This window comes from Enhygromyxa salina (genome assembly GCF_002994615.1).
In the GTDB taxonomy this organism is placed as follows: Bacteria; Myxococcota_A; Polyangia; order Nannocystales; family Nannocystaceae; genus Plesiocystis; species Plesiocystis salina_A.
On sequence record NZ_PVNK01000231.1, the window covers coordinates 1 to 16010 of the forward strand.

10 protein-coding genes are annotated in these 16010 nt (G+C 67.8%); 6 read left to right on the forward strand and 4 right to left on the reverse strand.

Annotated features, from left to right (window positions below; translation table 11 throughout):
- Positions 1-799 (forward strand): hypothetical protein (locus ENSA5_RS38300; RefSeq protein WP_181198161.1); only part of this gene is annotated, 799 nt, incomplete at its 5' end.
- A 378-nt stretch (positions 800-1177) separates the two neighbouring features.
- Here ENSA5_RS38300 and gdhA read toward each other — a convergent pair.
- The 3 genes from gdhA to ENSA5_RS26435 form a co-directional block, all read right to left on the reverse strand.
- The gene (gdhA, locus tag ENSA5_RS26425; protein ID WP_106394467.1) at positions 1178-2518 is read right to left on the reverse strand and encodes an NADP-specific glutamate dehydrogenase; all 1341 of its coding nucleotides are present in this window, start codon (positions 2516-2518) and stop codon (positions 1178-1180) included.
- Between the two features lie 34 nt (positions 2519-2552).
- Positions 2553-2783 (reverse strand): hypothetical protein, encoded by a 231-nt coding sequence (locus tag ENSA5_RS26430; protein ID WP_106394468.1) that lies wholly within the window; start codon positions 2781-2783, stop codon positions 2553-2555.
- A 67-nt stretch (positions 2784-2850) separates the two neighbouring features.
- Positions 2851-3438 carry an HAD-IA family hydrolase gene (locus ENSA5_RS26435; protein ID WP_106394469.1) on the reverse strand — a complete coding sequence of 196 codons (588 nt, stop codon included), beginning with the start codon at positions 3436-3438 and terminating at the stop codon, positions 2851-2853.
- 380 nt (positions 3439-3818) lie between these two features.
- Between ENSA5_RS26435 and ENSA5_RS26440 the strand changes: the two genes are divergently transcribed.
- The 5 genes from ENSA5_RS26440 to ENSA5_RS26460 all read left to right on the forward strand — a co-directional run bounded on the left by ENSA5_RS26440 (position 3819) and on the right by ENSA5_RS26460 (position 14358).
- Positions 3819-5738 (forward strand): c-type cytochrome, encoded by a 1920-nt coding sequence (locus ENSA5_RS26440; RefSeq protein WP_258183034.1) that lies wholly within the window; start codon positions 3819-3821, stop codon positions 5736-5738.
- A 194-nt stretch (positions 5739-5932) separates the two neighbouring features.
- On the forward strand, positions 5933-8122 hold the full coding sequence (locus ENSA5_RS26445) for a hypothetical protein (RefSeq protein WP_146156147.1): 2190 nt from the start codon (positions 5933-5935) through the stop codon (positions 8120-8122).
- 427 nt (positions 8123-8549) lie between these two features.
- Complete coding sequence (locus ENSA5_RS26450; RefSeq protein WP_106394472.1) at positions 8550-9413, forward strand: sensor histidine kinase; 864 nt, start codon at positions 8550-8552, stop codon at positions 9411-9413.
- A gap of 3 nt (positions 9414-9416) precedes the next feature.
- Complete coding sequence (locus tag ENSA5_RS39955) at positions 9417-13214, forward strand: ATP-binding protein (RefSeq protein ID WP_106394473.1); 3798 nt, start codon at positions 9417-9419, stop codon at positions 13212-13214.
- A gap of 19 nt (positions 13215-13233) precedes the next feature.
- Positions 13234-14358, forward strand: a complete 1125-nt coding sequence (locus tag ENSA5_RS26460; RefSeq protein ID WP_181198163.1) for a 3-oxoacyl-ACP synthase III family protein — start codon at positions 13234-13236, stop codon at positions 14356-14358.
- A 23-nt stretch (positions 14359-14381) separates the two neighbouring features.
- Here ENSA5_RS26460 and ENSA5_RS26465 read toward each other — a convergent pair whose 3' ends face one another.
- Positions 14382-15995, reverse strand: a complete 1614-nt coding sequence (locus tag ENSA5_RS26465) for an ABC-F family ATP-binding cassette domain-containing protein (RefSeq protein WP_106394475.1) — start codon at positions 15993-15995, stop codon at positions 14382-14384.
- Between the last annotated feature and the right edge of the window lie 15 nt (positions 15996-16010).

Consider the following 16010-nt stretch of genomic DNA (forward strand, 5'->3'; position numbering starts at 1 on the left):
GGGCGGACCTTGCTCGGGCGGCGGGGCGCCCGCGCCCGCCGAGGAGATGCCGATCGCCGAGGGCCCGGTCGCCCCGCCGCCCGAGCAAGGTCCGCCCTACTACACCGAGGACGACATCGACCAGCTCCGCGCGCGCTACGAGATCGCTCCGGACCCCCGGGTCGAGCCGCGCAAGCCCAAGTGGCGCTGTCTGATCCCCGACCCCAGCTGCGGGTTCGGCGTCGAGCTGGTCGCGACCACGGCCTACGCCTACCGGGCGCGCCAGGGCAACATCTCGGTCGATGGCGCCTTCTTCGACTGGAACTCGGCTCGGGTCGCCTACGACTTGTGGCTCAACTTCCCCGCCCACGTGCAGACCGTCGGGACCTACAAGTTCACGCGCCTGACCCTCGGGCCCAAGCTCGCCGTCGTCGCCAGCGACAACCAGGATCTGTGGGGCAACATGGGCCTCGCGCTGCGTTACTGGTTCGGGACCGGCAAGTGGTCGCCCGCGCTCGAGTTCACGTCGGCGCTGAGTTTCAAGCTCGTCGCCGAGGACAACGGCGCCACGACCACGCAGCGCTCACCGGTTGGGATCACCGCCGACATCGGGGTCAACATCGGCGGCTGGGGGGCGATCATCCTCGGCGGCCAGTACGACTCTCCGCTCGCCCGCGAGGAGCTCCCGGAGAAGTTCCGCGTCTCCGCGGGCGGTCAGGTGTTCGTGGGGTTCCGCGGCAACATCTTGTGGGGAGTACCCGCGGCGGCCGCCGTCGGCACCCACATCGCGATCCAGCGCGCGCTCCCGGATCAACCCTGACGCGCTGAGCGACTAGCTTTTCCCGCACACTGCCCCGTCCCATGGGCGCAGTAGATTTTTCCGCGCACTCCCCGTCCAATGGGCGCAGAAAGCAAACGTTCGATCACGCGCCCCAAGCCCCCTTTTAGGGGGCCACGCATGCGGTTGCAGGGCACATGAGGGCCCACCGAGCGAGGAACGAGCGACCGGCCGCTTGCGGCCGTGCGTGGCAAAGTGCACAAGCGGCCAGGGGGGTCTAAAAAAAGCCCCCTTTAGGGGGCCACGCATGCCGTTGCAGGGCAGATGAGGGCCCACCGAGCGAGGAACGAGCGACCGGCCGCTTGCGGCCGTGCGTGGCAAAGTGCACAAGCGGCCAGGGGGGTCATAGACAGCAGTCATTCACAAACACCCCTGGGCGAGCATTGCGTTGGCGACCTTGATGAAGCCAGCGATGTTGGCCCCGGCGACGTAGTCGATCGAGCCGTCGGGGCGCTGGCCATGTTCGCAGCAGGCCGCGTGGATCTTGCGCATGATCGTGTGGAGCTCACCGTCGACGCGCTCGCGTGACCAGTACATGCGCTGGCTGTTCTGAGCCATCTCGAGGCCCGAGGTTGCGACCCCGCCCGCGTTGGCGGCCTTGCCGGGGCCGAACAAGATCTTGTGCGACTGCAGCTGCGCGACGGCCTTGGTCGTCAGCGGCATGTTGGCGCCTTCGACCACGCACATGCAGTGGTTGTCGAGCAGCTGCTTGGCGTCGTCGCTGTCGAGCTCGTTTTGGGTCGCGCACGGGACCGCGACGTGGCAGGGGATCGCCCACGGTCGCTGGCCCGGGTAGTACTCGACGCCAAAGTGCTCGGCGTACTCTTTGAGTCGCTCACGGCGGACGTTCTTGAGCTCCATGATCCACGCGAGCTTCTCGCTGTCGATGCCCGCGGGGTCGTGGATGAAGCCGCTCGAGTCCGACATCGTCACGACCTTGGCCCCGAGCGCGATGCACTTCTCGGCCGCGAACTGAGCGACGTTGCCGGAGCCCGAGATGATCACGGTCTTGTCTTGAATCCGCTGGCCTTGGGTCGCGAGCATCTCCTGAGCGAAGTAGATCGCGCCGTAGCCCGTGGCCTCGGGCCGGATCAAGCTCCCGCCCCACTCGGGGCCCTTGCCGGTCAAGACGCCGTCGAAGCGGTGCCGCAGCCGGCGATACTGCCCGAACATGTAGCCGATCTCGCGACCGCCGACGCCGATGTCTCCGGCGGGCACGTCGGTGTCGGGGCCGATGTGACGCTGGAGCTCGGTCATGAAGCTCTGACAAAAGCGCATGACCTCGGCGTCGCTCTTGCGCTTGGGATCGAAGTCCGCGCCGCCCTTGCCCCCGCCCATCGCCAGCGTGGTCAGCGAGTTTTTGAACACCTGCTCGAAGGCGAGGAATTTGAGCACGCTGAGGGTGACCGTTGGGTGGAAGCGCAGCCCGCCCTTGTAGGGCCCGATCGCGCCGTTCATCTGAATCCGGTAGCCGCGGTTGACCTGGATCTTGCCGGCGTCGTCGACCCACGCGATGCGAAAGCTGACCACGCGCTCGGGCTCGACGAGGCGCTCGAGGATCTGCGCGTCGAGGTAGCGCTGGCCCTCGCGGTGGAGCCACGGCCACAGCGACTCGACGACCTCGGCGACGGCTTGATGAAACTCGGGCTCGTTGGGGTCGCGGCTGCGGACCCTGTCCATGAATGCTTCGGCGCTGGTCATCGGAGCAACTCCTGCTGCCGCGCAGCGGAGCGACTCACCCTTGGCTGGATTCGTCGTCCGGGCGGCTCGTGATCAGGTAGTACACCGCACCGACGACCATCGCGATCAGCAGCCACTTGAGCCACGAGGACATCAGGCGCAGCGCGACGATCGCCGCGATGACGACGAGCACGACGAGCCCGGCGCGCTTGCTCAACCACGCGAGCGGGCCCTCGCTTTCTCCAGTTTTGGTCGTCGAGCGCTTCTCATCCATGTCGTCCGCCATCGCGCGATCGTGCCCGATACCGCGGTGAAGATCACCGCGATCCGTGATCCGCGTTGCGCGCGATCGCTCACAGGCAGCCGCATGCACGCAGCGCGCCGCGGAGCGAGACGGCGTCTTCAAAGCGCAGAGCGTTCATGCCCACGGCCTCGGCTCCCGCACAATTTTTGGCCTGGTCGTCGATGAACACACACGAGGCCGGGCCGCGCGCGAGCGCCTCGGCGGGGCCGAGGTAGGCGCGGGGATCCGGCTTGCGGACGCCCGTGAGACACGACACGAAGGTCCAGTCGAGGAAGCGAGACAGGCCAAGCTCGGCCTCGATCAGCTCCCACCAGACCGGATAGTTGGACAGCGCGTGCATCTCGACCCCGGCCTCGCGCAGCTCACCGAGCAGCGCCTCGATGCCCGGCAAGAAGCGGTACGCCGCCGTCATGCACGCCCGCAGACCGGCGAGGTCGAGCTCGCGGCCGTCGCTGAAGTAGCGCCGGATCAGCGCGGACTCGTCGAGCTCGCCGCGCTCGAACGCGAGCCATGCCTGCTCGGACTTGACGGCGATCAGCGAGGGCATGTCCATGCCGAAGAACTCGAGCACCTCGGTGTGAAAGGGGTCGTGGACCAGGGTGTCCATCACGTCGAGTAGCAGCACGGGCTTGGCCACGACCGCAGCCTAGCAGCCCGGGGTGCGCTGCCTCGCTTGGCCTTTTCGCCGATGGCTTTGTCGCCAAAACTTGCAGTACGCCCGATCGCCCAGGACTTTGTCGCCAACACCTGCGGGGGCCCTCGGCCTGGCGCCGCTCGAGAGCGCCGCTCGCTTTGATTCGCCGAGCGATTTCGCTCGGCGGGGGGAAGACGACGGTCGAACTCGCAAATTAGCTGGCATTTTTGGACCAAGGACTGAAAACAAACGCGCGCCTCAGGCGTCAGTGGGTCTCGATGGGCCCGCGCACGTCTCTCGCCTCCGCCTCGCTGCTCTCCCTCGCTGCCCTCGCCCTCGGAATTGGTCTTGGATCGTCCGACGCCGAGGGCCGCCAGGTGAAGATGCCCATCCAGGAGATGGACCAGATGATGTTCGAGGAGCCGATGATGGGCGGCTTCGGCGTCGCGATCGCGCAGTTTCGTCTCAACGACATGCCCCTCGGCGGAACCGCGGCGCCCACGCTCGCCCCCCACGTCGGCAGCCACGGGGGCACCCTCGCGCTCGATCGCCACGGCGTCCTGGCCCTCGACCGCGACTCCGGCAAGCTCGTTCGGACCAGCCGCAAAGGCGATCACCTAGCGAGTCTCGACTTCGCCGCGGGCGCCGGCGAGATGGTTCGGGACGGGACCAGTGATCTCGTGTACGTCGCGGACCGCCAGGCTCACCGGGTCGTGCGGGTTCGCGCCGGGGCCAGCAGCTTCGATGTCCTCGATCGCGCCGAGCTCCGCGAGCCTCACGGCCTCGCGTTGAGCCCCGACGGCGAGACCCTCTACGTGACCTCGGTCGCCGACCACGAGCTCGTGGCCTTCGACACCGAGACCATGTTCCCGCGCTGGCGGGTCGAGCTCGCCGCCGAGCCCCGCGGGGTCGCGGTCTCCGCCGACGGCCAGCACGCGATCGTCGGGTTCTTGACGACCGGCGCGGTCGCCAACGTCGAGCTCGGGACCAGCCCCAACGTCAGCTACGTCGCCCTCGATCCAGCCCACCGCGTCAACACCGACCCCTTCTCGGGCGCGCTCGTCGACAGCGGCCCGGTCCTCGTCGATGTCGGCGTTGCCCCGGGCCACAGCCCCTCGCTGGCCGACACCAAGGACGTCGGGCTTCGCTTCGCCCGCAACGCCTACGCGGTCGGCTACATCGGCGACGACCTCGCGATCGTCCCGCACCAGCTGAGCACGCCGCACCTGCCGACCAGCGGCTTCGAGAACACGGGCTCCTACGGCGGCGGCGGTGGCTTCACCGCCCCGATCACCCACCGGATGGCGATGATCGACGCCGAGAACAGCTTCGCCCCGAGCACCGCCTTCGCCGAGATCGGCGTCCACCAGCCCCGCGCCCTCGCCTACGACGCGGCCGATGACACCCTCTACCTCGCGGGCTACGGCAACGACCAGGTCATGGCCGTGGCCGAGGTCTCGCAGGCGTCGATCCACATGGCCTGGGTCACGACCGTGCCCAGCCCGACCGGCTGCGGCCCCGACGGGCTCGCGGTCGAGGGTGACGAGCTCTTCGTCCACTGCGAGCTCGACCGCTCGCTGGTCCGCCTCGACCTCTCGACGGTCGCGAGCGCGGGCGTGCCCTCGGCGCGTCAGGTCGGCGCGGCCCTCGGGCCCAGCTCGCGCTCGCCCGCGGCCCAGCGCGGCGCCGAGCTGTTTCGCCGCGGGCAGGACACGCGCGTCTCGACCGGCGGGTTCATGGCCTGCGCCAGCTGCCACGCCGAGGGCCGGACCGACGGCCTGTCGTGGCGGATCGAGGGCCACAACCTCCAGACCCCGCTGCTCGCCGGTCGCGTGGTGGGCACCCACCCCTTCAAGTGGGACGGCAAAGACAAGGACCTGCCGACGAGCTTGACCAACACCGTCGGGCGCCTCGGCGGCTCCGGGCTCACGGCCAACGAGGTCCGCGATCTCCAGGCCTTCTTGGAGAGCCTGCCGCAGCCGCTCGCGCCGACGGTCGACTCCGCCGACTCGATCGCTCGGGGCCAGGCGCTGTTCGAGAGCGCCGAGACGGCCTGCTCGGCCTGCCACGACGGCCCGCAGCTCGCCGACGGTGTTCAGCACGATCTCGCGACCAACATCGGGAGCGTCGACACACCCTCGTTGATCGGCCTGGCTCACACCGCGCCCTACTACCATGACGGCAGCGCGCGAACGCTGCGGGCGCTGCTGACCGACAAGGGCAGCGTCCACGACATGGGCGACACGGCGCACCTCGACGACCGCCAGCTCGACGACCTCATCGCCTACCTCGAGAGCTTGTGAGGCGGGGTCGGGCGAACCCTCAGGCCATCGCGCGCAGGCTCGGGTTATTCGTGATCTCCATGCTCTCGGCTGCTTCGCGTTCCCCCCTCTGGTTGTCTAGCAGCCCGGGGTGCAATGCCTCGCGCCGCCTCGCTTGGCCTTTTCGCCGATGGCTTTGTCGCCAAAACTTGCAGTACGCCCGGTACAGCGGCGTTTTGGCTTCGTGCCCTCGGCGAACATTCCGGCGCGAGGCGACACGATGCATTTCACCCCGGGCTGCTAGCGTCCTGACCGCGGTCGCGCTGCTTGGCGGCTGCAAGACCGACGGCCCGACCCGCCACCCGGGCGACGAGGCGGGTGCGTCGGGCGACGCTGACCACGGCGAGGCCGAGGTCGAGCCCGCGGGGGATCCGGTCGTGTTTGCGAGCGCCGGGGTCCCGCACGGCGCCGCGATCTCGCTGATCGCCGTCGATCCGGGGGGCGAGGCCGCGCTGAGCCGCGACACCGGGGGCGGCGTGCGCCTGTGGCCTGCGCTCGACGGCTCGCGCGAGCCTCTGGTCGTGCCGATCCGAGATCCTCGGGCGATGGCCTTGGCCTCGGACGGGGCCGGAGGTTGGACCTTGGCCTTGCTCGACGCGGCCGGGGGCGGGCGCCTCGTGGGCGTGGACGAGGCGGGCAACATGGAGGCGCTCGCGAGCCTCGCCCCGACCGACCCGATCGCCGAGATCGTCGTGCTGCCGGGGAGCTCGCAGATCGTCGCGGTCGGCAGCGACCACGTGGTCCGCCTCCTCGATCGTCGCGGCACCGAGCTCGCGCGCCTCGATCAGCCCGGCCTCCGACCGGCCTCGCTGCGCGTCGCGCTCGAGGCCGAGGGGGGCCCGCGGGTCGTGGCTGTGAGCGCCGGTGAATTCGACGACAAGGAGGGCCGCTTCGCCGTCGAGCTGCTCCCGCTCGCGCTCGCCGACGGCCGCATCGAGCTCGCGCCCGGCCGCCAGACGATCCACCTCGACTCCCCGCCGACGGCCGACAACCCTTCGATCTCGCCCGACGCTCGCGCGGCGGTGTTCATCCAGCGTCAGCGCCTCGGCGGCGCGACCTGGAAGGTCATCGGCGTCCAGCTCGACGACGGCAAGCGGGTCTCGGTCGACAGCCAGATCCCGCTCGGAGCCCAGCCGCGCTTCGGGCTCCTCGCTGGCGGTCGCGTGCTGCTCGACGACGGGACCGGGCTCGGCCGGGTGGTCGATCTGCGCGCGGGCGAGGTCGAGCTCGTCGCCCTGCGCAGCAGCCCGATCGTCAATCACCTGGCCGCATCCTTCGCGGCCGGTCTGCGCGTGGCCCCGGCCAGCAGCTGGCTCGCGGTCCACGATCTGCGCAGCGACGAGCTCGCCTACCTCGGCTACGAGCAGATCAGCGTGACCGATGCCGGGCTCTCGCCCTCGGCTCGGGCGGTCGCCTGGGCCCTCGGGGATCGTGTCGCGGTCGAGCAGCTCGACGCGGGCGTCAGCGAGGTGTTCGAGGTCCCCGGCACCCGCGCGTCGAGCCAGCGCTTCGTCGAGTTCCTCGACGAGGATCTCCTGATGATGGTCGACTGGGCCGGCGGCGCGCAGCTCGTGGGTTGGCGCGAGGGCGAGGTCGTCAGCGCCGTCGACCTCGGCAGCAACGTGCAGCTGGCCGAGCTCGCCCGCGACGGCAGCGGCAACGGCGTGATGTTCGTGCGCACGAACCTGTGGCAGAACCCGACCCTGGTCGAGCTCAGCGAGGGCCGCATCGCCGGGCGCTACCTGACCCACGCGACCGCCAACCTCGTCGGGGTGCTCGCGGTCGGCGGCGCGGGCATCGACGGATGGGGCGCGTGGACGATCGACGGGGCCGGCAAGCTGCGCGAGTTCACCCTCGGCCGGCTGCGGCCCGGGCTCGACACGGTCTCGGCCCTCGAAGGCGGCGAGGCCCTGAGCTTCGGCGCGCCCGAACAGTTCGCGGTCGGCGCCGACGGAGCCCGCTACTGGGTCCGCACCACCGGCATGCGCCCGACCCTCCACGTCGAGCGCGGCAGCAAGAGCGACGAGCTTCAGCTGCCCGCGGGCTTCGTCATGATGCTGGCCCCGAGTCGGGATGGGCGGCGGCTCGCGATCGTCCAGCAGCGCGACCCTGGCCAGGTGCTCAGTGTCTACGACAGCGCCAAGCTCGAGCCGGCCTGGGCCCAGCCCATGCCCGGGGTCAACGGGTTGAGTTGGTCCGACGGCGGTGAGTCGCTCGCGGTCTCCGCGACCCTCGGCGGTGGCGTGGTGCTCGACGGAGGCGATGGCGCGCCGCAGACCTCTCGGTGTGGGCTGGCCTTCGAGCTGCGGCGATCGCCCCCGGTCGTGCAGGGGTTCTCGAATCAGCTGAGCGTCTGCGACCTCTGACGTCGCCTGGTGGGTGGCGGCCAAAAGGCCGAGACGCGTATTCCACGCATTCGACCGTGAGCGGAGCAAGCGCGCCTGTTCCATCGACTCTTTCAGCTAAGGGGACGTGGCGACCCTATACACTCCACCACTGGTGCGATCATTGAAATCGCATGGGGCACGCATTTCTCCGCGTTCTTTTGTACAGTTGGCCTGGTCAGCCGACCACAGTTCGATCGATCGGACACTCCGATCGCGAACGCGCCCCGACCAACGCGAGCCAAGGTGATCGCCACACCATCGACAGCCGCCCCACGGGCCTGGCGCCGACTCCAACCTGAAGTGCAGGTGCGCCGGCCTTGGGCGTTTGAGCGCGGCCGCTCGATTAGTCGCAGTTTAAAATGTAGCCTGACTGACTCGCAGGTGAGCAGGTTAACACGACGAGTCGATGACTCCGCGCACCGAAGCGAAGGGCGGCATGGACCTCAAGTCCGAGCTTGACCGCCTCTACCGCGAGTCAGGTGACGCCGACGAATTCGGGCGGATCCTGCTCGGCTTTCTCGATGACCTCGGTCGGAGGGTCAAAGAGGAAAATGCCGACGCAATGACTTTCGTCGAGCGGATCGCGGAGCAGATCGATCGAGCCGCGACCGTGACGCTGGCCGCGGGGGCGATGCACGATCTGCGTTCACTGCTCCAGGTGCTGCTCGCCCACATCAACCACTCGCGCAATGGGGTGCTTGGCATGGCAGCGACCGCGTCGGACCCCGCTCAGGTCCGAGACGTGCTGCGCAGCCTCGACGAGCTTCGTTTGGTTGCGACAACGATGGCCAACATCGCGCGCGACGGCGTGGCGGTCCAGCGCGGGGCCGGGGCCGGGACGATCGTCGACCTGCCGGATCTGCTCAAGACCACCGTACGAATGCACCGTCGAGTCTCCAAGGGGCGGGTGCGGCTCGACGACCCGCCACGGACAGACGTCTTGGCACCTCGAGGTGCGCTCTTGCGCGTGTTGGCGAACTTGATCAACAACGCCGTCGACGTGATCCCCGACGGGCCCGACGGCCGCGTGACGCTGTCAGCCTGGGTTGCGACTGACGACGTGTTCGTACAAGTCGCCGACAACGGACCAGGCATTCCGCCGGAGCTTCAGCCCAAAATCTTCGATCTGTTCTACACGACCAAGGAGAAGGGCTCGGGGGTGGGGCTTCCGACCTGCCAACGCCTGGTGGAGGCCTGGGGCGGAAGCCTACAGCTTCAGTCGAAGATCGGAGAAGGCACTCGCTTTACCTTCGGAGTTCCGCGGGCCTGAGCTATGGCGGACACCGAGAATACCGAGGTGTTGCGGCTACCCGGTGAGCCGCCGTTTGTCGGCCGCCAGGATCCGCTGCACACGCTCAGCGAGGGGCTCGCGCGGGCCCAAATTGCGCAGCCGTCGGCGGTGGTGGTGTGTGGGGAGCGGGGCGTGGGCAAGTCTCGCCTCCTACGTCAATTTGTCTCGGCCCGGCTCGAGGCTGACGACGCGTTTGTGCTGTCGGGCACCTGGCAGACGCGCTCGGCCGAAATCCACGGCGGTCTGGCGAGCGCCCTCGAGCAACTCGCACGCGAGATGCGGAGGTTGCCGCCCGACGAGCGCGATGAGGTCCGCTATCGAGTCAATCACGCGACGAGGCACATGGGGGCGATTGTCGCTCGGAGCGCGCCCGCGCTCGGGAGCTTGCTGCGAGATCTCGAGGAGCTGCCGCAGCTCGAGCTGAGCGGTGATTTTAGCCGCCACACGGCAGTGATCGCCGAGCTGTTGCGATCAATTGGGACGCAGCGTCGCCCGTTGGTGCTCGTGCTCGACAACCTCGAAGAGGCAGACGCGAGCTCGCTCGGTGTCTTGAAGATCTTGACGCAAGCTCAGCCAGCGCACCATACGCTGGTGCTCGCTGGCGAGCGCACCGATGGAGATTGGCCCCTGCAGCCGCAGTTCGAGTCTGACTTGCTCGCGCTCAAGCCTCTCCGACCCACAGAGGTTCAACATCTGTTGTCTGCGACCTTGCCGGGCACGATCGTCGAACTCGCTACGGTCGCCGAGGCGCTTCATCGTGTCAGCGGCGGGTTCCCGCTCGCTGTTTGGGCCAACCTCCGTGCGTGGATCGACCAGGGGCTGCTCGTTCGCAACGTCGACGACGAAGCATGGAGCGCGCGAGCGCTGGAGCCCGACGAGCTTCGCGGCGACCGGGGCGTCGCGGATCTGTTCGGGCTTCGCTTCGTCGGCGCGAGCGACGAGGTCCGCGATGTCGCAGTGGCGTTGGCGGTCGTGGGCGTCGAGCTCGAGCTCGCGGCCGTGTACGAGCTCAGTCCTCTGGACCGGGAGCCGCTCGAGGCGGCGCTGGAGGAGCTCGTTGGGCGCGGGATCCTCTCTCGCAGCGCTGGCGGCTACCGCTTCCCCCATGACTCGATCCGCGAGGTCGTGCTCGAGTCCGTCGACGCGGACCAACGGCGTGCAGCCCACGCCCGGGCCGCTGCGTACATGCGCCAGAACAACGCCCCGATCGCGCAGATCGCCTACCACAGCGAGCATGCGTTCGATGACGAAGCCCCGGCTGAGGCCTCGGACGAGCTCTCTCGACTCCACACGGAGGCCGGGCGCGATCGACTTGCGGTCTACGATCTCAAGCGCGCACGCTGGCACCTCGAGTGCGCGCTCGAGCGCAGCCGGGATCCCGAATGTCGCGCCGTCTCCGCGGAGGGGCTCGCCGACGTATGTTTGCTGAGCGGCGATCTCGATGACGCGGTGATGCTCTACACCGCCATCATCGCAGCGTCCGAGGTTGGGCATGCGTTGCGGGCTGCGACCAAGGTCGTCTACTTCTTGGTGTTCAAGTCGGCCCTCGACGACGCCAAGCAGCTCGGGGAGATGGCGCTCGAGCGTGTCCCGGAGCCCGCGCCAAGCACGAGGTTCGGCAAGGTCGTGGCGGCCGCGAAAGCGCTCGTTAGCTCGTGGTTCCGGGACCCTCCCCACGAGCTCGAGATCCGTGAGGCGATCATCTCGCTCCACACGTCGATGATCCCGATTTGCCTCTCGGGGGACCCCTTCAGCTTGATGATGTACTTGGCGCGCGCGCGCTGGTTTGCGCGCGGCATCCAGTCCGGCAGCTCAGCGGCCATTCAGTGTTTCGAGGCCTCGGTTCGGGCGTTGTTGGGGAACTACCGCGCCGCAGACGAGTTGTTTGATGAGGCTGAGAAGGGCGCCCGTCGGGCGCGCGACCCCTGGGCCCTCGGTCTGATGTATCACACCCGAGCCCACAACTCGCTGCTTCCATCCAATCGCTACGAGGAGGGGCAAGACGCGCTCGTCGACGCGATCGCCTCGTTCCGTGAAACGGGCGACGTCTCGGTGGCGCTGCTCTCGCTGCTCTTCAAGGCGATCTACGGGCGTGACCGCGAGTCGACGAATACCTTGCTCGGCTGGATCGATGAGGGCATCTCGATGGCTCACCGCAACGGCAAAGAAATGGTCTTGCCCCATTTCCAGTCGGTGCGCCTGGCCGTGCTCGCTCGTCAAGGCCATACGAACCTGTCCGACCGTATCCTCGAGGTCGCCGAGCTCGCCGAACAGAGCGAGCCCTTCGATGCCGTGAGTGTCGTCGTGAATGGGCACCTGGCGACCGCAGCTCACGTGTCGGGAGACATCCCGCTGGCGCTCAAGTTCGTCGAGGCTGGACACGACGAGCTCGCCGAGCTCCAAGGCATCCTCGACGTGGCTCGTGAGATTCATGTTGCGACCGTGTTCGCGGTTCTCGACCGGCAGCACCCAACCCGCAGGCAGCTGAAGCTTCAGCGCAAGTCGCTGCGTGCGCTCAAGCGGGCCGCGAAGACGGCTCCGCGGCTTCAGGTCCAGGTCGACCTCTATGCCCTCAGGCGGGCGATCGCGGCTCGCAACACCAAGAAGATCCAGAGCAGGGCGGCGCACCTGGTCGAAGGGTTCGAGAGCCACGGCAACCTGTACGCGGCTCGTGAGGCACACTTGGCCCTCGCCCGAACACATCGCGGGGAGAACATCATCGCCGCGTCGGAGCATGAGCGGATCGCCTACAAGCTCGGCCGTCGCCTCGGACTCGTCGAGCAGAACATGCTCAGCGACTTGAGCGATCTCGACGGCGAGCTCCTCGCGCTTCCGTTCAGCTCAGATGCGTCAGCGGCGATCGATGACTCGCAGTTCGATATCCCGGCCGCTGGCATGCTCGACACCGCGGTCGGCAAGAAGCACAAGGCCAGGGAGCAGCAAAACAGCGTCCAGACGGTGACCGATGCCCAGGCGGAGACCCTGGAGGCCTGGGCGCTCGGCAGCGAACGCCATGACCATACGACCCTAGGAGACGTCCTCGCACGCGTGCGCCCCACCGTTGCGACGTCGGTCCCTGAAGCCGAACTGGTCGCTGAATGCAGCGCGCCCGAGGCCGAGGTCCCCCTCGCCTCGGGAGATCTCGAGATCCTCGTGATCAACTTGATCTTGACCAGTCGAGACGCAGTCGGGGCAAATTCGAAGATGCGGCTGACGCTCGAAGTCGAGGATGTCGAGGGCGCGGCTCGGCCCGACGGCAGCCCGGGCGCAGCACCAGGCAAGTATCTGGTCATCGAGCTCCGGACGCTTGGCCGCGGCACCTCGGTGCCAATAATCGGCGGCTTTTCGAACTGCGAGAACCTGGTCCACACCCTGGGCGGGGTGCTGAGCGCTTCGACCGATCGTGGCGTTGCGTTCTTGCAGGCCCGGATTCGCCTCGAGGTCAACACAGATGTACAGGCTGCGGACCAGGCCGGCGTCGTCATCGTCGTTCACCCCGACCCGGAGACACGCGAAGCGATCCGCGCTGCACTGGAGGATATGGGGAGGCCGGTTCGCGACTTTGGCCGAGGTGACTTTCAGTCGGTCTACCTCGAGACGGCGGCGGTCCTCATCGCGGACAGTGCGACCTTGAGCGACATCGCCGCGCTCGAGCCTTTCCTGACCACGCGTATCTTCGAGATCGCGCGGCGTGGTGATGAAGTGCGAGATGCCTCGCGAGCGTTGTTGCGTGTGCCGCTCGAGCGCTCCGAGCTCGAGGTGCTACTTGAACTGGGGTGAGCGAACGAGGGAGGATGAGATGCTGCGACACGACAAGGACAACATGGCAAACCCCACGAGCGTTGGAATTCTCGGCATGGGGGTGTTTCTCCCCGAGACGATCCGCCTCAACGACCACTGGGACGCATACGTCGAGGAGCATCAACGGCGCGCGGCCGAGTCCATACTGCGGAGCATCGAGACGCCGACGGCCGTCGGTGAGATGGACCCGGAGGTTGCAGCGGGACTGGCGGCCTATCGGGAGGACCCCTTTCGGGGAGCGGTGCGGCGTCGCGTCATCGACCCGGAGATGGGAGCGGCCGAGATGGGCGCGCGGGCCGCGAAACAAGCGCTGGACGACGCTGGCCTCAGTCCGCGCGACGTCGGCTTGCTGATGGTGTTCTCCGATCCCCCGGACAACCCGATCCCGGAGGACCATGGGCGCATCGCGGAGCTCTTGGAGCTGCCCGTGAACACCATGTCCTTGACGGCGTCAGCCGCGTGCGCCTCGTATGTGCATCAGCTGACGGTCGCCACTCACCTTCATGGGCGCGCGTATGAAGGCGTCGCTCTGGCGATCCAAACGAGCGCTGCCTCGCGCGTCTCGAACCCCGCGAGGTCCGGGAGCGTTGTGGTCGGCGACGCTTCGGTCGCCTCCGTCATTGGGCCCGTGAGCGCAGACCTGGGCTTTATCGATGCCACGTTTCGGACTCGTGGAAATTACTATCGCACCGTGCAAATAAGGCCATCCGAAGACCAGGGTGCCCTGTGGTACAAGGGCGGGGCGCACAAGTCTGACCTCGCGTACACGGGGCCAGACGCGGCGGGCCTCGCCGAGGTCGGCGCGCGGGCCGTGAGCCTCGTGACCGAGGTCTGCGAACAGCTCCTGGCAAAGGCGGGGTGCACGATCGAGGACGTCGCGTTCTTGGCCAGCCCTCAGACCTTTCCGTGGCTTCCTGGCGCTTGCGCGCGGGCCCTGGGTCTCCCGGAAGATCGAACGCTGGAGACCTTCAGTGACTACGGCCACTGCATGGCGGCCGGCGCCCCCTTGAACCTGTACACGGCCGCTCGCGCGGGGCGGCTGTCTCGCGGGGACCTCGTCCTCACCTACGCGCAAGGCGCAGGGTTCATGCAGGGGGCCTCACTGCTGCGTTGGGGCCGCTAGCGGCCCCCGGCCCCCGCCCCGCCTCAGCCCTTGCCGGTCTTGCGCAGGAAGTCCTCGTACCCGCCCGGAAAGAAGTCCCAGCTCCCATCCGGCCGGAGCTCCAGCACACAGGTCGCGACCTCCTCGAGCAGCGCCTGGTCGTGGGCGACGAAGATCAGCGTCCCCTCGTACTTGGTCATCGACTCCTCGAGCGCGCGGATCGACTCGAGGTCGAGGTGGTTGGTCGGCTCGTCGAGCAGCAGCAGGTTGTCCTTGGTCAGGGTCAACTTGGCCATCAGCAGGCGCACGGTCTCGCCGCCCGAGAGGGCCGAGACCGGCTTCTCGGCGTCCTCGCTCGGGAACAGCATGCGCCCGAGGAGGCCGCGGACCTCCTCGACGGTGGCCTTGATGTCCCACTGGTGCAGCCACTCGTAGGCGGTCATGCCCGCGGCGCCGGCGAGGCCCTCCTCGTGATCCTGGGGCATGTAGCCGGCGGTGACCTCGTGGCCGAGGCGGATCTTGCCGCGGTCGGGCTCGTAGACCGAGGCCAGGCACTTGAGCAAGGTGGTCTTGCCGACGCCGTTGGGGCCGACGACGGCGAGGCGGTCGCCGCGGGTCAGCGTGAAGGTCACGTCGTTGAAGACCACGTGGTCGTCGAAGCTCTTGGTCAGGCGCTCGACCTCGAGCACGAGCTTGCCCGAGGGCCGCGCGACCTCGAAGCGGATGAAGGGGCGCTGGATGTTCGAGCGCTTGAGATCGGCCATCGACAGGCGGATCTTCGAGACCTCGCGCTTGCGGGAGCTGGCCTGGGAGGCCTTCTTGGCGTTGGCCCCGAACCGACGGATGAACTCCTGGAGGTCGCCGATCTTCTTGGCCTTGCTGATGTTCTGCTTCTCCTCGGCGATCCGGTAGGCGACCTTCTGCTGCATCATCTTGTCGTAGCCGCCGGGGTACAAGATGATGTTCTCGTAGTCGACGTCGGCGGTGTGGGTGCAGACCCGGTTGAGGAAGTGGCGATCGTGGGAGATCACGATCAAGACCCCGCTGTAGTTGAGCAAGAAGGTCTCGAGCCAGCGGATCGAGTCGATGTCGAGGTGGTTGGTCGGCTCGTCGAGCAACAAGATGTCGGGGTCGCCGAACAGCGCCTGGGCCACGAGCACGCGGAGCCGGAGGCCGCCCTGGAGGACCTCGAGCTTGTTGTGGTGCTCCTCGGCCGGGATCCCGAGGCCGATCAGCAGCTCCTCGGCCTTGTTCTCGGCGTCGTAGCCGTCTTGCTCGGCGATGACCATCTCGAGCTCGGCGAGGCGCATGCCGTCGTCCTCCGACAGGTTGTCGTAGTCGACGGTCTCGAGCATCTTCTCCTTCTCTGCGAGCGCCTTCCACAGCGTGTCGTTGCCCATGATCACGACGTCGCGAACCTTGAAGTCCGCGTACTCGAAGTGGTCCTGGTGGAGCACGCTCATGCGCGCGTTGTTGGGTATCGAGATGTGGCCCTTGTCGGGCTCGACGTCGCCCGACAAGATCTTCATGAACGTGGACTTGCCGGCCCCGTTGGCTCCGGTGAGGCCGTAGCGATTGCCCGGATCGAAGGTCGTGGACACGTCCTCGAACAGGGTCTTGCCGCCGTAGGCTTTGGTGACTTCAGATACCGTAAGCATGGAGGACTCTCTTCA